Annotated in this window: 25 protein-coding genes and 5 tRNA genes; 5 read left to right on the top strand and 25 right to left on the bottom strand. The window is 40.1% G+C overall.

Translation table 11 applies throughout. The features are described 5' to 3' along the window. Position 1: 1 nt before the first annotated feature. The 20 genes from N5O98_RS00495 to N5O98_RS00400 all read right to left on the bottom strand — a co-directional run bounded on the left by N5O98_RS00495 (position 2) and on the right by N5O98_RS00400 (position 10,385). Complete coding sequence (locus N5O98_RS00495) at positions 2-745, bottom strand: AAA family ATPase (RefSeq protein WP_117610703.1); 744 nt, start codon at positions 743-745, stop codon at positions 2-4. Continuing rightward, a complete protein-coding gene (locus tag N5O98_RS00490) occupies positions 654-1,517 on the bottom strand; it encodes a hypothetical protein (protein ID WP_117610704.1) in 864 nt (287 codons plus the stop codon). Before N5O98_RS00490 ends, N5O98_RS00495 begins: the two co-directional genes overlap by 92 nt. Further along, positions 1,514-1,963 (bottom strand): VRR-NUC domain-containing protein, encoded by a 450-nt coding sequence (locus N5O98_RS00485; protein ID WP_117610705.1) that lies wholly within the window; start codon positions 1,961-1,963, stop codon positions 1,514-1,516. Before N5O98_RS00485 ends, N5O98_RS00490 begins: the two co-directional genes overlap by 4 nt. A gap of 177 nt (positions 1,964-2,140) precedes the next feature. Continuing rightward, positions 2,141-3,877 (bottom strand): DEAD/DEAH box helicase, encoded by a 1,737-nt coding sequence (locus N5O98_RS00480; RefSeq protein WP_118313725.1) that lies wholly within the window; start codon positions 3,875-3,877, stop codon positions 2,141-2,143. Continuing rightward, positions 3,874-4,482, bottom strand: coding sequence for a hypothetical protein (locus N5O98_RS00475; RefSeq protein WP_004311529.1), 609 nt, complete (start codon positions 4,480-4,482; stop codon positions 3,874-3,876). The genes N5O98_RS00480 and N5O98_RS00475 overlap by 4 nt, the downstream gene beginning before the upstream one ends. Before the next feature lie 24 nt (positions 4,483-4,506). Beyond that, positions 4,507-4,926 (bottom strand): hypothetical protein, encoded by a 420-nt coding sequence (locus N5O98_RS00470; RefSeq protein WP_004311528.1) that lies wholly within the window; start codon positions 4,924-4,926, stop codon positions 4,507-4,509. Positions 4,927-4,928: 2 nt separating this feature from the next. Continuing rightward, complete coding sequence (locus N5O98_RS00465) at positions 4,929-5,402, bottom strand: single-stranded DNA-binding protein (RefSeq protein WP_008775943.1); 474 nt, start codon at positions 5,400-5,402, stop codon at positions 4,929-4,931. Beyond that, positions 5,399-6,307 (bottom strand): hypothetical protein, encoded by a 909-nt coding sequence (locus tag N5O98_RS00460; protein WP_032851137.1) that lies wholly within the window; start codon positions 6,305-6,307, stop codon positions 5,399-5,401. Before N5O98_RS00460 ends, N5O98_RS00465 begins: the two co-directional genes overlap by 4 nt. Further along, positions 6,304-6,900, bottom strand: a complete 597-nt coding sequence (locus N5O98_RS00455) for an ERF family protein (protein WP_009039406.1) — start codon at positions 6,898-6,900, stop codon at positions 6,304-6,306. Before N5O98_RS00455 ends, N5O98_RS00460 begins: the two co-directional genes overlap by 4 nt. 229 nt (positions 6,901-7,129) lie before the next feature. After that, a tRNA-OTHER gene (locus N5O98_RS00450) sits at positions 7,130-7,212 on the bottom strand. Between the two features lie 100 nt (positions 7,213-7,312). After that, a tRNA-OTHER gene (locus N5O98_RS00445) sits at positions 7,313-7,379 on the bottom strand. 231 nt (positions 7,380-7,610) lie between these two features. Next, positions 7,611-7,708: transfer RNA gene (locus tag N5O98_RS00440), tRNA-OTHER, on the bottom strand. A gap of 92 nt (positions 7,709-7,800) precedes the next feature. Next, positions 7,801-7,871, bottom strand: a tRNA-OTHER gene (locus N5O98_RS00435). Positions 7,872-7,927: 56 nt separating this feature from the next. Beyond that, positions 7,928-8,119, bottom strand: coding sequence for a hypothetical protein (locus tag N5O98_RS00430; protein ID WP_117610711.1), 192 nt, complete (start codon positions 8,117-8,119; stop codon positions 7,928-7,930). After that, a complete protein-coding gene (locus N5O98_RS00425) occupies positions 8,116-8,370 on the bottom strand; it encodes a hypothetical protein (RefSeq protein ID WP_118299476.1) in 255 nt (84 codons plus the stop codon). The genes N5O98_RS00430 and N5O98_RS00425 overlap by 4 nt, the downstream gene beginning before the upstream one ends. A gap of 17 nt (positions 8,371-8,387) precedes the next feature. After that, positions 8,388-8,594, bottom strand: a complete 207-nt coding sequence (locus N5O98_RS00420) for a hypothetical protein (RefSeq protein ID WP_073348407.1) — start codon at positions 8,592-8,594, stop codon at positions 8,388-8,390. A gap of 115 nt (positions 8,595-8,709) precedes the next feature. Beyond that, a complete protein-coding gene (locus N5O98_RS00415; protein WP_118313724.1) occupies positions 8,710-8,907 on the bottom strand; it encodes a hypothetical protein in 198 nt (65 codons plus the stop codon). Between the two features lie 572 nt (positions 8,908-9,479). Continuing rightward, positions 9,480-9,550 (bottom strand) — tRNA-OTHER (locus N5O98_RS00410). A gap of 274 nt (positions 9,551-9,824) precedes the next feature. Next, a complete protein-coding gene (locus N5O98_RS00405) occupies positions 9,825-10,061 on the bottom strand; it encodes a hypothetical protein (protein WP_004300198.1) in 237 nt (78 codons plus the stop codon). Positions 10,062-10,076: 15 nt separating this feature from the next. Next, positions 10,077-10,385 carry a hypothetical protein gene (locus N5O98_RS00400; protein WP_024987878.1) on the bottom strand — a complete coding sequence of 103 codons (309 nt, stop codon included), beginning with the start codon at positions 10,383-10,385 and terminating at the stop codon, positions 10,077-10,079. A gap of 166 nt (positions 10,386-10,551) precedes the next feature. Between N5O98_RS00400 and N5O98_RS00395 the strand changes: the two genes are divergently transcribed. The 3 genes from N5O98_RS00395 to N5O98_RS00385 are packed head-to-tail and all read left to right on the top strand — an operon-like array spanning position 10,552 to position 11,830. Further along, on the top strand, positions 10,552-10,944 hold the full coding sequence (locus N5O98_RS00395; RefSeq protein ID WP_229102182.1) for a helix-turn-helix domain-containing protein: 393 nt from the start codon (positions 10,552-10,554) through the stop codon (positions 10,942-10,944). Between the two features lie 12 nt (positions 10,945-10,956). Continuing rightward, positions 10,957-11,343, top strand: coding sequence for a hypothetical protein (locus tag N5O98_RS00390; RefSeq protein ID WP_004318836.1), 387 nt, complete (start codon positions 10,957-10,959; stop codon positions 11,341-11,343). Positions 11,344-11,362: 19 nt separating this feature from the next. Further along, positions 11,363-11,830: a hypothetical protein gene (locus N5O98_RS00385; RefSeq protein WP_004318837.1), complete on the top strand. Its 468-nt coding sequence runs from the start codon at positions 11,363-11,365 to the stop codon at positions 11,828-11,830. On the opposite strand, the gene N5O98_RS00380 is transcribed toward N5O98_RS00385, so the two are convergent. After that, positions 11,827-12,165, bottom strand: coding sequence for a hypothetical protein (locus tag N5O98_RS00380; protein WP_004300192.1), 339 nt, complete (start codon positions 12,163-12,165; stop codon positions 11,827-11,829). The two genes, N5O98_RS00385 and N5O98_RS00380, sit on opposite strands and share 4 nt — an antisense overlap. Positions 12,166-12,482: 317 nt before the next feature. Here N5O98_RS00380 and N5O98_RS00375 point away from each other — a divergent pair, with 317 nt between their 5' ends. Then, on the top strand, positions 12,483-12,695 hold the full coding sequence (locus tag N5O98_RS00375; RefSeq protein WP_004310918.1) for a hypothetical protein: 213 nt from the start codon (positions 12,483-12,485) through the stop codon (positions 12,693-12,695). Positions 12,696-12,717: 22 nt separating this feature from the next. Here the strand turns inward: N5O98_RS00375 and N5O98_RS00370 are convergent, their stop codons facing one another. Genes N5O98_RS00370 through gnd form a run of 4 tightly spaced genes read right to left on the bottom strand, consistent with a single transcriptional unit; the run spans position 12,718 to position 17,449 of the window. Beyond that, the gene (locus N5O98_RS00370; protein WP_004326923.1) at positions 12,718-13,668 is read right to left on the bottom strand and encodes a Dyp-type peroxidase; all 951 of its coding nucleotides are present in this window, start codon (positions 13,666-13,668) and stop codon (positions 12,718-12,720) included. A gap of 46 nt (positions 13,669-13,714) precedes the next feature. Beyond that, positions 13,715-14,446 (bottom strand): 6-phosphogluconolactonase, encoded by a 732-nt coding sequence (pgl, locus tag N5O98_RS00365; protein ID WP_004326922.1) that lies wholly within the window; start codon positions 14,444-14,446, stop codon positions 13,715-13,717. Then, entirely contained in the window at positions 14,443-15,939 is a 1,497-nt protein-coding gene (zwf, locus tag N5O98_RS00360; RefSeq protein WP_004310726.1) for a glucose-6-phosphate dehydrogenase, read from the bottom strand. The genes pgl and zwf overlap by 4 nt, the downstream gene beginning before the upstream one ends. A gap of 34 nt (positions 15,940-15,973) precedes the next feature. After that, positions 15,974-17,449 carry a decarboxylating NADP(+)-dependent phosphogluconate dehydrogenase gene (gnd, locus tag N5O98_RS00355; protein ID WP_032846467.1) on the bottom strand — a complete coding sequence of 492 codons (1,476 nt, stop codon included), beginning with the start codon at positions 17,447-17,449 and terminating at the stop codon, positions 15,974-15,976. A 109-nt stretch (positions 17,450-17,558) separates the two neighbouring features. Here gnd and N5O98_RS00350 point away from each other — a divergent pair, with 109 nt between their 5' ends. After that, entirely contained in the window at positions 17,559-18,728 is a 1,170-nt protein-coding gene (locus N5O98_RS00350; protein WP_004297835.1) for a dicarboxylate/amino acid:cation symporter, read from the top strand. The last annotated feature ends 36 nt before the right edge of the window (positions 18,729-18,764 follow it).

Genomic DNA, 18,764 nt, shown 5'->3' with positions numbered 1-18,764 from the left:
GCTATATTCTACGGCTCTCACCACATAGAGGGAGAACATTAAACGTTTTAAAGCGATCCACTAATCTTGGCCCGAAACGTTTCTTAAATTCGGCTATGCCAAGATTCGATGTTATATGATACTTCTTGCCGTATTGTTGAAAAATCTCATACCGGGCATAAAGAAATTCATCAATAACCGAATCGAGGCTGGTACCATACGATTTTTGATTTTCCGTTTCCAGACCGATATCATTCAAGCAGATATTAAAGGGATTTGGTTTAAACCCTTTAGATTGATTCTCATTGTAAGTGTACAAGTCAATATGCCCGTGAATTTTATAATAATTCATCATTTGAGTAACAGACAAGTTTTCAAAAGCATTGGGGTTACAAGTGAGTTTCAAATAATCTGCAAAAATCTGCATCAACATTGTTTTCCCGGTACCTGGTTCACCAACGAGCAAAAGATTCTTATGAACTTTGTAATTCTCTTCCGGAAACACATTTTGAGCATACCGGCATCCGTTGAAGTAGTACAGAAGAAACTGAATTAGTTTAGAGTTGTTTTCATCAATATCAAATTTTCTAAACTCCCGTTCTGTATAATCTGTACCAAGGTTAGATATTAAATTCCAATGGCTGTAATACTCTTGCGTGTCAGTTAAGTCATATTCAGAAACGTCCTGAATACTTTCCTTGTGCCTTTGTATCAGATTCTCTATCTGTTGGAGCGTCAGCTTGCGCTTTCCGGCTTCCTTCTCCATCAAATTTTGAAGTTTGCTTGATAAATTCTTTTCCTCTTCCGTCATGGTCTAATTCATTTTTTCGATTTTCACGAATACGATCCAGTATCCAAAGGTTTGCTTTGGAATCCCACCGCTCTATTTTCACTCCATTGGCATTCTTCCACCCTATCGAGTCAAAGTGATTGAAGAATATTTCTGCTTGCTCTTGCCAATCATCTAACCGTTCCGGAGCATTTTGCTTGATGAAGTGTTGAATAACCTCATCAAGCGTAGGAGCAATAAATTCTTTTGCGACTCTTTTAGGTTTCTCCGGTTTAGAGGATGGGAAAAGCTCGCCAGAGCTACTTTCTTTCTTACCCCCTTTAGGGGGTTCTTTCTTTGTCTTTGTCTCTGTCTTATATTCTTCTTTAGGGGGTATGGGGGAACTTTCTTGAAAAGGTGTACCTAAAGGGTACCCTAAAGGTATCCCTAAAGGATGCCGTAAAGGTGGTATATTTTGCATACCTTTTTGTACACCTTTGATAGAATACGTTGATTTATTGCCTCTTCCATTGCCTTGTTTACATTCAATAAGACCTGCTTGAACTAATCTATTTCGGGCGGACTTGAATACTTTTACAGACACTCCCACGTCAGATGACACCTTTGTATCACTACGTGTCCAGTTATCCTCCCAGCCTAAACGATTCGCAATTTTTAGCAAGTAAAAATAAAGCCTCGTTTCACAGCAGGAAAATTGCCAGCTTTCGTCAAGTTCCCAAAACCTATTGATAAGTTCAATATAAGTCATATCAATTTATAATAATTCCGTAAGACATTGTTTATATAAGGCTGAGGATCAGCTTTCAGATAATAGCAAATGCTATTAATGAACTCAATCAACCCATGACAAACGACATATACACTACCATATTTCTCTACCAATGCCTGCCACTCTTTTTGCTCATCAGACTGCGTTCCAGCACGTTTACCTTTTACATGTGGAGTTTTCATCTCTATGCAAAGACTGCTCTTACCACCGCGAGGAAAAAGCAGAATCAAGTCAGCAACACCAGCGATGGCACCTTCATATTTGCGCATAGCACCGCTTTTCTTTGTTCTGACGCCGCCGTTTGGTATAGCAAAGAGTAAAGGGCCTACATTGGGAAACGTTTCTCTGAACCAAGTTACACAAATGTGTTGTATCTTAGTTTCAGAATATTTCACCTCCAATTTACGAATATCTTCTTCAGTCATTTTTCTGCTTGTTTTTTGAAATCGTAGCACATTCATTTAGAAGGTCAACGATTTGTTTACACCTGTTCCTGCAACCGACAAAGGATATTAAGGTTTCCCATTCAGGACCGAACAACATTTCTTTCTTGTATTCCTGAATATGAGTTTTCTGCCCATTTATAACTAATCTAAACAGCTTCATAATTTATCCCTAAACAAGTCCATTGCAAGATTCACCATATTCTCTTCTACTTGATCGTCCGTACCGGTAACACCGTTGGCAATGTTCTTCTTTGTTTGAATCACATCATACATATACTTGTCGATAGTATCCTTACCTAAGAAGTAATAGCAGTTAACGTTGTTCTTCTGACCGTTACGGTGCGCCCGATCTTCTGCCTGTTCGCAATCACTGAACGTCCATGGGAATTCAATAAATGCTACTCGACTGGCAGCCGTCAAAGTAAGCCCGGTACCGCCCGATTTGAAGTTCAGAATAATCAGTTTACAATCCGGATTATTTTGGAAAGAGTCAACGGCATATTGCTTTTGGTTGACATTATCGGAACCTGTTACAGTTACAGCTTTAGGAAATTCCTTTTTCAGTTCTGCTACAACTTCTTTCAAGTAACCGAAAAGTATCAGCTTCTCACCACCGTCGATAACATCATGGACAAATTCACAAACAGCCTTGATTTTACCTCTGGCGGATATCTGTTTTAAAAGCTGCATCTGCACCATGACGGCACCATTCATTGATTTCTGCACTTGTTCGTCCGAAGCATTCTTGTACTTCTTCAAGTATTTTACCATATCAGCCTCGGCAGCCTTATACTCTTTGGTGGTAGTGATATCAACTGTCAAGTATTGACGAGTCTTGTCCGGAAGTTGTGTAAGCACCTTTGACTTCTCACGACGAAAGAAGCAAGTATTCCATAGTCGCCAATTCAGCTCTTTAACGTTGGATGCCTGTTTGGGACCATCACAATATCTTTCAACATACCGGCTATAACCTCCAAAGTCCTCTAATCGACCTAATATTTTTAGCTGTTGTAGCAAGTCTGTATTATTGTTAACAACAGGAGTACCGGTCAATGCGAATATATAACGTTTACCTTTGCAGATACCTTCAACATATTTGCTCTGTTGAGTTTTACTTGATTTGCATTTATGAGATTCGTCAATGATAACAGACCTAAACAGAGAGACACGCTGATCGAAAGCAATACTTTTCATTGTAAGCTTGGATTCCTTATTTACAGCTTTTACAAAAAATTTATTAAGCGATTCATAATTAGTAATGAACACCTCACAAAGTGGGTTGCCATCAGACTTTTTACACTCATAAAATGATTGCCAGGACTGTCGGTTTCTGTCATCAAGGATAATCGAATTCATACCTGCGAACTTCTTAAACTCACGCTGCCAGTTTACTTTCAACGCAGCAGGGCAAATTACAAGTACTGGAAAAGACTCACCATAAATGGGCGCTTCCTTATGTGCTTTAACAACTGCACATATGGCTTGCAATGTTTTACCTAATCCGGGCTGGTCACCGAAAAAACAGCGTTTGTGCTCTATTGCATACTGTACTCCTTCAAGTTGATACTCGTAAGGTTGAAGTAACATATAGTGTTCACCGACAAAAGGTTTCATCGGAGGAATATCATAATTAATATCTTCAGTTACCTCACGTTCCTTGACAGTAGAACAATAACGCATCTGAACAGCCCATTGCGCAAAAGCTCTCACATACCAATTCGCATCACGTCCAATAGGATAACGCGTATCATTGATACTAACAAGCCACGCCCGGTCTGTTCCGTCATAGCGTGGCTTACTTGGTATCATCTTTATGACCTCGACCAACTTTGGGTGATACTCGAACTGAATCCGGTACAGATTGGGCGTCTTAGTCACATAAATTGGTTTCATGAAGCAGGTTCTAATACTAATTCATGATGTTCAACTGTTGAACATATCCCGTTATCTTCACCATCTTCATTCATTGCATCAGCAGCTTCATCAACCTTGTCAAACGGATCCTCACCATCTTTAAATTCAAATTCCCTTTGAATCTCCGAACATTTATTCTCTGTAACATAAAGCTCTGCTTCATACAAGAAATTATAAACCGCATCACGAAACTCCTCACAATGCACATACGATTCATTGTCCGGATCGAAACCGATACCAGGAGAACAAAGATTAAGGACTTTGCTCGTCATAAGGGTTCGCTTACCTGTCAACACACAAACCTCAAAAGAAGAATCACCACCAATGCTAACGCCGGTTACATTGAACTTTTTGAAGAACTCATCTTCAAGACATGACTCTGGACGTTCCCAATTAATGTACTGGGATTCTTTCTGTTCTGTAATATCGACAATGTAGGGTATGAGCTTGTTTAGCGAATCCTTCAAATCCGGATGAACAGGATTAATCCCCTTGAAAACAATATCGTTTCCTTCCTTGTCTGCATAGACCACTTCAAGACATCCCTTTTTGGTCAATTTTGCTTTTGAAATATTCAAATCCATTTTAATTAAACTTTGAGTTAATACTTACCTATGCAGGTATTCATTAATAAAATCTTTATAGTACTGGTCAACAGGCAATGGCAAATTGATTCCTAATTCGGTGGCAGCATCAGCCTGAACCTTATCCATGAAAGTTTTCATTTGGATCGTATTCAATTTAGAAGTACTTCCAACAACCGAAACAATATTTCCATTCATACATATTTGCCGTGGAAGAAACTTCCGGCAATAGTAATCATGTACATCCAACTTATCCGTGCCTGTCTCCCTCTCAATACAGGCAAACCACAGCCACATGAGCGCGTTCTGCGACAGGGTACGTGGTTCTACCTTTCTCTTGATGCTTACAGTGTAAGTTCCATTCTTGAGCGTGGAACAGAGGTAGTCAAACGACTTATCCATTGTGACTACCCCATTTTGTTTTGTTAGAATAGCTTCTGCCATATTTAGAATGGTAAATCATCAGGCGGTGATACCTGTTGATATGGCTGTTGCTGATATGCAGGCTGCTGTACTTGTTGTTGCTGTCTCTGTGTAGGCTGTTGCGTTGGTAACGGTGGTGGTACAGGAGCAGCCTGTTGTTGAACTTTCGGTGTAAGCATCTCGATACTATCAACAAAGACTTCAGTTATGTAACGTTTAACTCCTTTGCTATCGTCATAGTTACGAGTGCGTAACTTACCTTCTATATACAACTTATCTCCTTTATGGACGTACTTCTCAACTATTTCAGCAGTCTTATTCCAAAAAATAAGATTATGCCATTCTGTACGTTCCGGCACCTGGGTTCCATTTTGTAAGGTGTACGCCTTATCTGTTGTGGCAAAAGATAAAGAAGCTACTTTCGCTCCACCGTCCAATGTTCTCACATCCGGGTCTTTACCGGCACGCCCTATAAGAATTACTTTATTAACACTCATTTTCCTTCCTCCCTTATAGTTACACGAATACTATCCGCTTTAGTTGATGTTTTTAAATATTGAGAATATAGTTCCGGGTGATCTTCCTGAAACTTCTTTGCATCAAAACTCTTACCCGTTGAAGAGGGAGTATAGCTAACACGCAACCGACCGGCGTCCCATGATTTAACACCGTTCTCACGCATGGCACTTTTAAGCTGTTCCTTATAACCTTTCTGCACTTCAGCGATATAACTCGCCTGTTCCTCTATATCAATAATAGTATTTACTAATTGCATAGGAATAAGCTGCTTCTCATCGGCTGGAACAGGAGCATTAGGTAAGAACTGTTCACCTTTAATCTCACACTCCAGTAATCTCTTAACCTCTGCATCCGGCTTACGCTCAATCTCGACTAATTCCGACTTATTTCCACGTAACCAAATGCCAAACAGTTTATCAACTTTAATTAGTGGATTTTGAAGTTCAAACAAATAGGCATAGATTGATAGCTGCCAACTCAAATACTCACGGTCAAGGCTTGCAGTAGTCTTGATGTCGCCAAGACTGATTTTTTCGTCCTTTTCCCAAACACAATCAATATTCGATGCAAAATATTCATTGTCTGAAACAGTGTACTCATTGGCAAAAGCCTTATATCCGGCATTTACTCTTTCCCTGATATAATTAATAGCTTCAATACTCTCGGGTGGTAATCCTGTAACATCAGCAAACTGGCATTGTCCATGAATACGACTGCCTTTTTCAGCAGCTTTTTTCAATATGTATTCTGGAATATCCCTATACTTATTGGGAAATAGTTGCCGGCTTATCATTCCGGTAATACCTTTCAGTTGCTTTTCACCAAGAAAATATGTGTGATTCTCTTCTGAGAAAACCACACTCGATTTAACCAACTCTATCATGATGCAGGATAAATTTTGCCCATTTCCATACAAGCATTTACAAACTCTTTATCATTTTGCATAGCCGGATTAGCATACCATACTTTTTCAAGTTCAGCTCTGCTTTTGACAGCAAGCATGTCAGCAATAGCCTTTTTCAGTTGGGCACCAGTATAAACTGGATTCTTCATACTAGCCGGTGTTTTTGCAGGCTGTTGTGCGTCTTCTTTATCGTGAGTGTTAGTTGCATCACTGTCTTTTGTATCATCAATGCAAAATAGACCGTTAAGAGCATACTTTCTTGCATAAGAAGATGAGGCTCCGGTAATTTGGCTGCCATCCATTCCCTTCTTTGTTTCCTCTTCTCTCGCAAAAGCAGTCACTATTTCTTTTTCCCCTTTTTCGTTGGTTAAAGTGGCAGTTGCTTTTACATAAATTCTATTGCCTACTGGCACCATCTCATCACTGAGAGTTAACGAACACTTTGTTTCAGTCAGAATAGGTTTCACTGACTCAAGAATATCCTCACAACTACGGTATTTGTAACTACCGAACTTATTAAATTGCCCTTTCGGGGCTTTCAGCTTTTGCTGAATGGTTACTAATTCTTTCATAATTCTGAATTAATGGTTTGACTTTTAGTTTATTACATCAGTAAAGGTAATCGTTATTGACAAGTTTAGCAAACAGAAACTTCGCCTTTTTAACGCCATTTTCAGGTAGTAAAAACTGCCTGTACAATATCGTACAGGCAAAAAAATAAGAATAATCCAATGTACCTTATGGAACGGCTACGCTTGAAGGGTGTACGGCTCCCTGATTTATACATAATGTAAATGCTAGTGGACGGAACCGGAGTCGAACCGGTCTCACGGAATATTGGTGCACCTCACCGCAGTTTCAACCAACGATATACATATCCGCCCGATTAATTAAAAAGGTGCACTATCTTCACAGACCGTACACCCCAATCACAAACACAAAACAAAACTCATGAACTACTATAATTTAATAGGATCAAAAGGGTGAATGGCGTGGGGCTCGAACCCACATCACGCATATCTGCGTATGCTGCCAATTACACCAGCCATCCGTTTCAAGTGAACTATTCTCACGAACCATTCACCTAGAACACAAACACAAAATAAAACACGACATTAACTATTAATTAAATAGCACTCTCACGAGCTTCTTGCTTCCGGATAGCCGTTCAAAGCACACCGGAATAGTATAGAACAATTAAAACTCAAATAACAGGGGCTTTAACCCTACAGCGTCCTTTTCGCTGGCAACATTAGTTAAACATAAAAAGAAAAATTCTCTGTGAAGGAACCCGGACTCGAACCGGGATGATAGATTACCTATGTATGACTTTCTTCAATCTATCTGCATACTTGCGTTTACCAATTCCGCCATTCCTTCAGGTCGTAGCCAGACGCTTCCGGCTACATTGATTGTATATATAATGCAAATATATTTTCACCCTCACGGGTTACTTAACTCTGATTGAGTTGAGCCGGGAAACGGATTCGAACCGCTGACCTCATGTGGAAACATGCGCTCTAACCAACTGGGCTATCCCGGCAGATGCCCGGAGAACCGGGCTAATTGGCAAATACTAAAATTAAGCAATGTTGACCTTCACAGGCTATTTTTATTTTGTTTCTTATCTTCATAGATAAATCTAGTAACCAATAGTACAACGACTACGAAGAATATGATATATGACCAAGCGATATCACTTCTTGTAGCTTCGATTCCCCCACCTATATACATAGCTACCAATAAGGCAACCACTGTAAAAATGTTATGAACGATTTTCAATGTTTTCATTTCTTCCGTTTTTTACGTTTGACTTTCTTAGCGCATCGGCAATGAAGTAATACCTGAGCAGCATTACAGTGCCATTTACCATTTTGAGCATTTACAGGCTTATCACTTTCAATCTTACCCGCTTCTATAAGATTCATCAATTTCTTTTCCCCACCTACATAATATGCAGACTTATCTTTTCCGAATGTCTCTGTAGAAAACAGACGGAGAATATTATCTAGCAATATTTCAGCCATTTCACCTCTAATCATCTCAACAAACAAGGTAGTTACGCAATTCTAGTTACTATAAACTGCATATTTTTTACGTCTGACTTTGTTTTCCAAACCATTCCTTCAGCTTTTTCTTTATAAAGCCGAGCATTTAAAGTGTAAGTAACAGACGTTTTTTGAATGATAGGAAATACTTCTATTGCACCAACGTCCATGTTTCGCAAAACATTGATTATACTGCGTCTTTCTATTTCTTTTTCCATACTGATTAATTTTAAAATAAAAGCTCCCCCGAACCAATTCGATCGGCAGCATCACGCTTTATTCGGAGGATTTACTTAACTTTGGGGTGTAAAATCAAAAATTAAGTGAAGAAATTCATTCATTATCTCTCTTTTTATCTCGATTAAACCCGACTTTACAATCTGCATAATCCCCAAAAGCTTTCTGTATCATAGCAGGAAGCTTTTCGGCTACTATTTTAGCTGATTTTATCGGCATATTCTCTACATGCAATGAGAATGTGGCATCTTCCAAATTCTCATTCCTATCGTTTTTAATTGTTACTTGAATCATGTGATTATTAATTAGTTAATAATTTTCCCGTTCCAAGATTATTCGCTAATAAAAAAGGAACGGGGGATTTTCTTATTTTTGAAGTGTCAAATCAAAAAACAAGAAAAATATGAATAATGAAGAAAAAGTAGTTTCATACTACAAAGAAACTTTAGAGAAAAAAATCGAATGGACTTTCAGACTCCAAAGCACTCTGTTGACTGTTGCATCTGCTACTTTTGCTGTACTTGTTTCTTTAAGCAATCTTTCAACCAACAACGCTTGCAGTCGAATTTTACTATTGGTGGTAATATGTTCAAACGCACTATCCATCCTTTTTTCGTGTATAACCATATACGAGAATCGAGCAATGAGCAACGTGATGATACGCAACGCTCAAAAACGGGTAGAAGAATATATCCTCTATAGCTTATACAATTCCAAAATGACCGTAACGCCAGCCGTACCACGCAATAAAATCTTCGCAATTTGTGAGTCAATTTCCTACATTTCATTTCTATTCTTTATTATTAGTTTAACAGCCTATGCAATTTATAAGATATACACGCAGTTGTAACGTCAATTAAACACTGAAGTGATGAACGGATTCGAACCGCCGACCTCATGTAGAAACATGCGCTCTAACCAACTAAGCTACATCACCTTTATATACATAAAGCAAATACCTCGATTTGCCGACAAACGTCTAACTGATTTAGTTTTACAACGATACGGCTTGACCATTAACCACAGCATTATATCGTTGAGAAGCCCGCCTACGTCAGTAATCCCTTTCGGCATGTGTCAGCTTCCAAAACACCATTTTACCAATATGTCAAAGAACTCTTCTCTGTTGTTCCCAGTCTCCCTTCAAGGGCAGGCTCAAAGACCGGACTGGGTACCGGATAACCGGCGGTTTGGTTTGACTTTAGTGAGGGTTAGAGAATACTTTGGTTGTTCTTCAAAACTATGTCCATTAAGTTTCGTTGCGATTCAATAAATTTCTTCAAATCATCACATTGGGAAACTTTCTCTCTATAAAATCCACGTTCTGATTCTAAATCTCGTTTGAGTTTTTCATTCTCACCTCTCAAAGAGCTGATCAACGCGTCTCGTTCTTCAATCACAGCTTCATATTTGTCTCGCTGTATTTCTAGTTCGGTTCTTTTATCCATTGTTGTATAATTTGATTAATCTCCAACGTAATGTGCACCGTAATGAGTACTATTTGAGTTGTAGTAAGCAGAAGCGGGAATACTGAGGTTATTGTATCCCTCATGTCTTGTAGCTTTAGCCGCTTTGTTCATTACCTCGTTTCTTTCTGATAAGAATTTATCCGTTCTTGCTTTCATGGCTTCCTGTGAGAAATTTTCTTGAAGTTTAGCAAGTCTCCAAGTAGCTTTCAGAACCTCTCCAAAAGTTTTTCCCTGCTTCTTGCCTGAATACTTATAGGTTCTATGAGCATTTCTCATTATTTCGGATAAATCAAATCGTTTCATGTCTGTCACATTTATAGAGTTTCACATTTGTTTTATCAATCAATTTTTGTATGTTTGTATGATTGATTGATTTATGATGCAAATATATTGCTATTTGACGATATTGCAAATCGAAATAACATTTTTATATCGCCATATGACAATATTTAACTTTTTAAGCAAGCTTATGGATACGTTAATAGACCGAATTAAAATGATTATTGAAGCAAAAGGATATTCCCCAAGAGCCTTTGCGATAGCAATAGGATTCAATTATTCAACTCTGAATAATTATTTAACAGGAAGAAGAAGCACAATAGATTCAGAACTCATCGAGAAAGCACTCACGTCATTTGACGACATTTCCGCAGAGTGGTTATTACGAGGCAAAGGTGACATACTCATTCAAAAAGAAGAAACAGAACCAGGAATGGACAAATTGAAAAGTATTGTATATACCATAGCCAATCTACAAGATGAGATTAACGAAAAAACAGTGCTTACCCAACGGCTTTTGGAAGAAAACCAAAAATTAAAGGGTGAACTGGCTATGTTGAAAAATGAACGAAATGTAGGATAAACTTATATACGTATGAAAAAAAGATTTTTAATACTATCCTTCTTATTTGTGCTTATATTTAATTCATGCTCTGATGACAGTATTAATTTAGCAGGAACAACATGGACTTCTGCAAAAGACTGGTACGGAAAAACTCGATTGTCTTTTGAAGAAGGCACTCCTTATTTAAGATCTTTTTTTGCTATATCTTTTGACTTGAAATCTTTCACAATATATAATGTTGCAGATGATAATGAGGATTTAGAATATGAATGGAAAGAAACGGTATCAGGTAAATACTCTATAAACGACAATATTGTGAATCTAATAGTAGAAAAAGACAATTTAACAATTCCCTGCGAAATAGAAAAAGATATAATGTATTACAGTAATACTAGAATGAAACTATATAAACAATAGAATAAATATTTTTTCAAATATGCGCCCAATTAGAACTGTACCCCCAAAAGATGAAAGAGAATATCCTTTAGTTATAACAGCTGAAGAAAAGGATAAAGTATTAAATTATATTTTGGTTGTAGCAAACGGGAAAAGAACAGCTAAACTAAATTATAAAGATATACCAGACCTTAGGATCAGTAAAGAACAATATGAAATAGTTTTAGAGGAGTTCAAAAATAGGAGATTTATTGACTATAAAGGATATGGTATTGAATATCTTACGTTGAATTTTGAAATATTCAATTTTGCAGAAAAAGGGGGATTCACTGTTGAAAGAGACTTATATATATTAAGTTTTGATACATTTCAAATGCAGCTAGAACGATTAGAAAAGGAGTTAAGCCCTGATACAGCAGCGAAAGTTGATGATGTTGTCGGAAAAGCCAAAAATATAACTGAACTACTGATAGGGCTCTCTGCTCTAGCTGAAAAAATGAATCTCTAAGATTTATTATCAGGATCAGTTAATAGGAACTCCAATATAGAAGCTGCACGAAGCAGTCTTGAAGCATATAGAGTTGCATCTGCATCCGGGTTGTATTGATAACGCCTAGTCTGAAACTTTTTAAAAGTAACAAAGCCACTAGACATATCATTAGCAAGTGTTTTCAAGCTTGATATAGTTTCTTTTACATTTTGGTCATAAGACATTTTTATACGCATACGAGCGGAATCATCCACTTTTGCACAACACTGGGGATAAAAGGCTGTTGCATTATCTTCTTTAGAAGATTGTTTTTTACTTATCCTTCTTAGGACATTTTTTAATAACGATTTCATAAACGCACTATTTTAGTTTGACAATGCGCAAATATAATATTTAAAGTAATATAAAATATGAAATATAGAAATCTTGATAGTACATAAAACATCAAATGGTCGAATTATGGTCGAACCATAAAAAAAAGCAGGACTATATAATTGATATACAGAATATACAACTAGATTTCCAAAAATGTGTCTAGTTTAGTTTTTGTGTTAATAGCTCCCTCGTCGGCGGACGAACTAGGGAGCTATTTTTTTTATTTATTACAGGAATATAATTGCACAAAATATACATATTTTCCATAACTTTGCAGCGACAAAGGATCACACAAATGGAATATAGCGTAGAAGAACTAAAAAGTGCATTAATAGAGAAATGCGAGAGTGAAGGTATCCTGTATGCAACGGTTGCAATGGACCGTCGTACTAAAGAAATGATTCTTCCTGATACTTTACAAGGAGCTCTGAAACATCCGGAATTCTTCGTATGTACCTGCAAGAAAGTAAAAGACCAATATGTAGTGGAGGAGATTACTAAAGTGTAATACTCCCCCAGTCTTTTATTTTTTATTCGCCCAGTTCACCTAGCAAATCGTAGGAAGGAGCAAAGAAAAGTGTTCCCGTAACTGCTGTACTAAAGTCCAGTAAACGGTCGGTATTGCCTACCGGATTGCCAATAAACATACTTTCCAACATCTGCCGGGTAGTAGTGAACGTACTTGCATAGCCGATGAAGTAAGTACCATATTCTCCCTTAGACGTATTGGCGAACGGCATATTGGCACGCACTATTTTCAGGTCATCACCAATATTAGTGACGGCATTATGCGCATTTTGAGGTTTCTCCTCGTCAGACAGTTCGACATCGTTAAACTTACGACGCCCGATCACTTTCTCCTGTTCTTCCACAGGTAAGGAGTTCCACGCAACCATATCGTGAATATACTTCTGCACAAAGACATAGCTGCCTCCTGCAAAATCAGCATCTTCCTCTCCTACAACTGCAAAATGATAGGGATTTTCATCAACCGCCGGATTCTCCGTTCCATCCACAAAGCCGATAATGGCCTTGCCATCCATATATCTGAAACCGTGAGTTTCGTCGACAGGTTCAACCACGCCTTGAAGTTTCTCATCGATGATAGATGCAAACTCAAAACATAATCCCATCTGTTTTGCACGGATATGAAACAATAAGTCGCCCGGAGTAGAAACTGCCGTATGCTTCTCGCCTTTTATCTCTTCGAAAGTTTTCAGTTCTTTGGGTTTTCCCTGTTCCGGGAAAAGACGGTTCCAGGCATCGGCTCCAAATCCCATGGTACAACTGAACATCATATCAGGAAAACGGTTACGCATACTGCGAATCAGGGCCGAGAAATTGGCACACACATCTTTTACTTTGTCAAGAGTTTCAGGCGAATCTTTTAAAGTATAAACAATAAAAATAACATTTTCGCCTTGTTTCCCCGCTACGTCTTGTGGGATATTACCATCAAATGAATGTTGATAAGGATTCATATTTTTCTTTTTTTTCTATTAGTTTCGTCAATGAAATAGTTCTGTTCTAACTCATCTTTTTATTAGGATCTTCAATATATGCGGCAGCCCCTTTATCCATAAACAGTTCTACATTTTGCGCATGATGAGCCACATAGGCTGCGGGACCAGTGTCTCCCGAATTACAGATTTCTTCTACTACATCGGCTTTATTTTTTCCGGTAATCAGGAAAATGACATAGCGGGCATTCTGAATGGGGTATCCCGTCATTGCGATACGCTTCTGCCCGTTACGGGGATGTGCACTGACCACATAAATAGAGTTTGAAGTCAGCAAATCTTCTTGCCCGGGAAAGATCGAAGAAGTGTGTCCGTCATCTCCGGCTCCCAACAGTATAATATCGAATTCGGGCCAACCACGCTTAAACGGCACTTGCTGCCGGACTAACTCCGAATAACGAACCGCCTCTTTCGCAGGCTTTGCCTCTCCACGGATACGGAATACATTCTCATAGAGAATAGGAGTGATACCCAAAAGAAGGTTGCGCATCATTCCGTAATTACTGTCCGAATCATCGGGAGGCACACAACGTTCATCCACCCAATAAATCCGCATACGGTCCCAAGGGGTAATTTCCATATATTCATTCGCCCATAAATCGAACATCAGAGCAGGGGTATTACCACCACTAACTGCGATATTGAACACTCTGTCCGGCTCTTCATTCATGATTTCCACCAGGCGGAGTATCAATGCTCGTGAAGTTTCAATTGATGAGGAAAAAACTGATAGTTTCATAATTCACAATATTGATCTGTATTTGTCAAATTCTTACAAGGATTCGTCCAGTCAGCCCCATGTTCGTGCATCATTGCTTCACTTTCCAAAGGTCCCCACGTACCTGCGGGATAACCGTAAAGAGGCGCATCGGGGTTATCTTTCCAATAGCGGAGCACCGGATCGAAGAATTTCCATGAGGCTTCTACTGCATCACTTCGAGTAAATAAAGTCGGATCGCCCTGGATACAATCATCTATCAGACGGGCATAAGCGTCACCACTAGGCACACCGCCCAACTGTGCATAACTGAAATCCATCGTCACCTGGCGGACTTCGAAACCTGCACCGGGGACTTTCATTCCGATTTTGAGCACAATTCCTTCATTCGGTTGCAAACGAAGGATCAATTTATTAGCCCGTGGACAGTTGCCACTAGCACAATGAAACATCTGGTGAGGTGTTTCCCGGAAATGCACAACGATTTCCGTTACTTTCGTCGGCATTTGTTTACCTGTACGAATGTAGAACGGAACGCCACTCCAGCGCCAGTTACTAATGCCCAGTTTCATGGCAATATAAGTTTCCGTGCGCGAATCGGGAGCCACTCCTTTTTCTTCACGGTATCCTTTTTTACTACCGGAGGCTGTATATTGTCCGCGAACAATATGTTCATTCAAATCGATATCATTCAATGGAGTAAGAGATTCGTAGACCTTCACCACTTCATTACGGAAATTGTCTGCATTGAAAACAGCAGGCGGTTCCATAGCCGTAAGGGCCACGAGCTGTATCAGATGATTCTGCACCATATCCCGTAGCGCACCTGCCGTTTCATAGAACCCGCCTCGTTGCTCGATACCCAGATTTTCTACGGCTGTAATTTCTACGTAGTCAATATAGTTACGATTCCAGAGAGGTTCGAAGATACCGTTGGCAAAACGGAAAGCCAGTACATTCTGGGCCGTTTCCTTACCGAGAAAATGGTCGATACGGTAAATTTGATGCTCATTGAAAACAGAGGCATACGTTTTATTCAGTTCAAGTGCCGACTCGAGATCATAGCCGAAAGGTTTCTCAACGATGATGCGCGAGTGGGGAGTGTTAAGTCCGGCAGCTTTCAAATAGAGGGGCACTACTCCGTAAAGTGATGGCGGAGTGGCAAGATAGAACAGCAGATTGTCCGGATCTACCTCATTAGTCAATTCAACCAGACGTTGGCGGAGTTGCGGGTAACCTTCTTCTTTTGCCGGGTCCATCGGTAAATAGTAGAGATGGGAGACAAATGAAGCCATAAGAGCTGTGTCCTGTTCTTCAGACTTGACAAACTGTTGTAGTTCTTCTAATATATAGGAACGGTAGTTATCGTCAGAATAGACCGTACGCCCGATACCCAATATGGAAAACTCTCCGGTCAACCGTTTTTCACGGTAGAGGGAGTAAAGGGCAGGCATCAGCTTACGCTTGGTCAAATCACCTGACGCACCGAAAATTATCATTGCAAATTTATCCACTTTATTAATTTCTAAATATGAATTATAGGTTTACTCAAACATTATAGGTGCCCGATTTCGTATCTCCTCCGTGGCCTGTCCAGTTCTCGTGAAAGAACTGTCCGCGCAACTCATCCTTACGCTCAAAAGTGTGCGCACCGAAATAATCACGTTGTGCCTGTACAAGGTTGGCGGGCAGATCGGCAGAAGTGAGCGAATAGAAATAGTTGAGGGCAGAGGAGAAAGCAGGAACGGGAAGTTCTTCTTTCATGGATTCCGCCACCAGGCTCTTCCATCCGGGAAGCAATGTCTTCATTTCTTCTTTAAAATAAGGAGCCAACAACAAGTGTTTAGGCTTGTCGGTGGCTTCGAAGGCAGCTGCAATATCGTTCAGGAATATACTGCGGATGATGCATCCCCCACGCCACATACGCGCAATGGAAGCCAGGTCGAGATGCCAGCCGAAAGCGTCGGAAGCACGTTGCAACACGGCGAATCCCTGGGCATAAGAGACGAGTTTGGAAGCATAAAGAGCAGAAAAGATATTCTTTACGAGTTCCGCCTTATTATATATAGGTTGTGTATGTTGACACTGGAATTGCTTGGAAGCCAGGTGACGCAAGTCTTTCTGTGAAGAAAGGCTTCGTTCGAATACCGCTGTGGCAATTAGCCCTAACGGCATACCGAGTTCCATCGCATTGATAACCGACCATTTTCCGGTTCCTTTCTGTCCGGCTGCATCCAGGATTTTATCAATGAGATAACCTCCGGATTTGTCTTTATGCCGCAGAATGTTGGCGGTGATTTCGATCAGATAACTGCGAAGTTTGCCTTCGTTCCAACGGGCAAAGACATCAGCCATTTCCTCATTGGTCAGATCAAGCAGCTTTTTCATCACCCAATAGGCTTCGGCAATCAGCTGCATATCACCATATTCGATACCGTTGTGAATCATCTTCACAAAATGACCGGAGCCGGCAGGACCCACCCATTGACAACAAGGAGTGCCGTCCGGTGCTTTTGCCGCAATACTTTGAAGAATCGGTTTCACTTCCGGCCATGCTTTTTCCGAACCACCGGGCATGATAGAAGCTCCATTCAAGGCTCCCTCTTCACCACCGGACACACCGCTACCGACGAAAAGAAATCCCTTTGATTCCGCCAGTTGGACACGACGGTTCGTATCTTCGTAATTAGAATTACCGCCATCAATAAGGATATCTCCCGGTGAAAGCAACGGGAAAAGCTGATCCATCAGTTCGTCAACCGGACTTCCGGCACGAACCATCATCATAATCTTACGGGGAATAGCTATCGAATCTACAAATGCCTTTATATCTGTGAATCCTTCGATGTTTTTACCTTTTGCACGACCATTCAGGAAGCGTTCTACCACCCCCTCCTCTACTCCGGGAACAGTACGGTTATAAACCGACACGTGCCATCCCTTACTCTCCATGTTTAAAGCAAGATTCTCGCCCATCACAGCCAAGCCGATAAGTCCGATATCTGTTTTATTCTGATTTGCCATAACTTGTATATTTTGAATATTCTTTATCTTAGTAACATTTGAAATGCACATTTGTTCGCAATATTTTAGATTAAAATATTATTTTTGTGGTCTACAAATAAAATCAAGGATGAAGAAGATCAAAATCGGTTTGTTGGCACGCATCGTTATCGCCATCATTTTGGGTATTGCCATCGGCACAGTTTTCCCGGCTCCGCTAGTGCGAATATTTGTTACGTTCAATGGCATTTTCAGTGAATTTCTTAATTTCTCTATCCCATTAATTATCGTCGGACTGGTTACTGTGGCTATTGCCGACATCGGAAAAGGCGCAGGAAAAATGCTACTCGTGACAGCTTTGATCGCCTACTTCGCTACTCTTTTTTCAGGCTTTCTCTCCTACTTCACAGGAGTCACAGTATTTCCTTCGCTCATCGAACCGGGTGCACCACTTGAAGAAGTAAGCGAAGCGCAGGGAATCCTCCCCTACTTCTCCGTCTCCATTCCGCCACTGATGAACGTAATGACAGCTCTGGTTTTAGCTTTCACACTGGGGTTAGGACTGGCGTCACTCAACAGCGACGCATTGAAAAATGTGGCACGTGATTTTCAGGAAATTATCGTACGAATGATAAGTGCCGTCATTCTACCGTTGCTACCGCTTTATATCTTCGGCATATTCCTCAACATGACACATTCGGGACAAGTATATTCTATCCTGATGGTGTTTATTAAAATTATCGGAGTCATCTTCGTTCTTCATATTTTCCTGTTGGTTTTTCAGTATTCCATTGCGGCATTGTTTGTGCATAGAAATCCATTCAAATTGCTTAGCAAAATGCTGCCCGCTTACTTCACGGCATTGGGTACACAATCATCTGCAGCCACCATTCCCGTGACACTGGAACAGACCAAAAAGAACGGAGTATCTGCTGAAGTAGCCGGATTTGTGATTCCGCTATGTGCCACCATCCATCTATCGGGCAGTACACTGAAAATTGTAGCCTGCGCACTGGCATTGATGATGATGCAGGGAATGCCGTTCGACTTCCCCCTGTTTGCCGGGTTTATCTTTATGCTGGGTATCACTATGGTAGCTGCTCCGGGAGTTCCGGGTGGAGCAATCATGGCTTCCCTGGGGATTCTGCAATCCATGCTCGGTTTCGACGAATCGGCACAAGCTTTGATGATTGCGCTTTACATCGCCATGGATAGTTTCGGTACTGCCTGCAATGTAACGGGAGACGGAGCTATCGCTTTGATTATCGACAAAATAATGGGAAAAAACCGTGCTGAATGACTGTGCTGAAAAATAATTGGAAAGTCACTTGGCTGG

Origin of the sequence: Bacteroides sp. LFL-34, from assembly GCF_027257075.1 — a bacterium.
GTDB classification, from domain to species: Bacteria; Bacteroidota; Bacteroidia; order Bacteroidales; family Bacteroidaceae; genus Bacteroides; species Bacteroides ovatus.
This window is presented reverse-complemented; position numbering and strand designations above follow the sequence as displayed.

What these genes read in the sequence shown, in the direction of transcription:
- N5O98_RS00375 (WP_004310918.1), top strand. Translation starts at nt 12,483, where the DNA reads ATGGAATATAGCGTAGAAGAACTAAAAAGTGCATTAATAGAGAAATGC.
- N5O98_RS00370 (WP_004326923.1), bottom strand. Translation starts at nt 13,668, where the DNA reads ATGAATCCTTATCAACATTCATTTGATGGTAATATCCCACAAGACGTA.
- N5O98_RS00495 (WP_117610703.1), bottom strand. Translation starts at nt 745, where the DNA reads ATGGAGAAGGAAGCCGGAAAGCGCAAGCTGACGCTCCAACAGATAGAG.
- N5O98_RS00485 (WP_117610705.1), bottom strand. Translation starts at nt 1,963, where the DNA reads ATGACTGAAGAAGATATTCGTAAATTGGAGGTGAAATATTCTGAAACT.
- N5O98_RS00475 (WP_004311529.1), bottom strand. Translation starts at nt 4,482, where the DNA reads ATGGATTTGAATATTTCAAAAGCAAAATTGACCAAAAAGGGATGTCTT.
- N5O98_RS00480 (WP_118313725.1), bottom strand. Translation starts at nt 3,877, where the DNA reads ATGAAACCAATTTATGTGACTAAGACGCCCAATCTGTACCGGATTCAG.
- N5O98_RS00380 (WP_004300192.1), bottom strand. Translation starts at nt 12,165, where the DNA reads ATGAAATCGTTATTAAAAAATGTCCTAAGAAGGATAAGTAAAAAACAA.
- N5O98_RS00420 (WP_073348407.1), bottom strand. Translation starts at nt 8,594, where the DNA reads ATGGAAAAAGAAATAGAAAGACGCAGTATAATCAATGTTTTGCGAAAC.
- N5O98_RS00490 (WP_117610704.1), bottom strand. Translation starts at nt 1,517, where the DNA reads ATGACTTATATTGAACTTATCAATAGGTTTTGGGAACTTGACGAAAGC.
- N5O98_RS00350 (WP_004297835.1), top strand. Translation starts at nt 17,559, where the DNA reads ATGAAGAAGATCAAAATCGGTTTGTTGGCACGCATCGTTATCGCCATC.
- N5O98_RS00395 (WP_229102182.1), top strand. Translation starts at nt 10,552, where the DNA reads ATGGATACGTTAATAGACCGAATTAAAATGATTATTGAAGCAAAAGGA.
- N5O98_RS00400 (WP_024987878.1), bottom strand. Translation starts at nt 10,385, where the DNA reads ATGAAACGATTTGATTTATCCGAAATAATGAGAAATGCTCATAGAACC.
- pgl (WP_004326922.1), bottom strand. Translation starts at nt 14,446, where the DNA reads ATGAAACTATCAGTTTTTTCCTCATCAATTGAAACTTCACGAGCATTG.
- N5O98_RS00470 (WP_004311528.1), bottom strand. Translation starts at nt 4,926, where the DNA reads ATGGCAGAAGCTATTCTAACAAAACAAAATGGGGTAGTCACAATGGAT.
- N5O98_RS00390 (WP_004318836.1), top strand. Translation starts at nt 10,957, where the DNA reads ATGAAAAAAAGATTTTTAATACTATCCTTCTTATTTGTGCTTATATTT.
- N5O98_RS00465 (WP_008775943.1), bottom strand. Translation starts at nt 5,402, where the DNA reads ATGAGTGTTAATAAAGTAATTCTTATAGGGCGTGCCGGTAAAGACCCG.
- gnd (WP_032846467.1), bottom strand. Translation starts at nt 17,449, where the DNA reads ATGGCAAATCAGAATAAAACAGATATCGGACTTATCGGCTTGGCTGTG.
- N5O98_RS00430 (WP_117610711.1), bottom strand. Translation starts at nt 8,119, where the DNA reads ATGAAAACATTGAAAATCGTTCATAACATTTTTACAGTGGTTGCCTTA.
- N5O98_RS00425 (WP_118299476.1), bottom strand. Translation starts at nt 8,370, where the DNA reads ATGATTAGAGGTGAAATGGCTGAAATATTGCTAGATAATATTCTCCGT.
- N5O98_RS00415 (WP_118313724.1), bottom strand. Translation starts at nt 8,907, where the DNA reads ATGATTCAAGTAACAATTAAAAACGATAGGAATGAGAATTTGGAAGAT.
- N5O98_RS00460 (WP_032851137.1), bottom strand. Translation starts at nt 6,307, where the DNA reads ATGATAGAGTTGGTTAAATCGAGTGTGGTTTTCTCAGAAGAGAATCAC.
- N5O98_RS00385 (WP_004318837.1), top strand. Translation starts at nt 11,363, where the DNA reads ATGCGCCCAATTAGAACTGTACCCCCAAAAGATGAAAGAGAATATCCT.
- N5O98_RS00405 (WP_004300198.1), bottom strand. Translation starts at nt 10,061, where the DNA reads ATGGATAAAAGAACCGAACTAGAAATACAGCGAGACAAATATGAAGCT.
- N5O98_RS00455 (WP_009039406.1), bottom strand. Translation starts at nt 6,900, where the DNA reads ATGAAAGAATTAGTAACCATTCAGCAAAAGCTGAAAGCCCCGAAAGGG.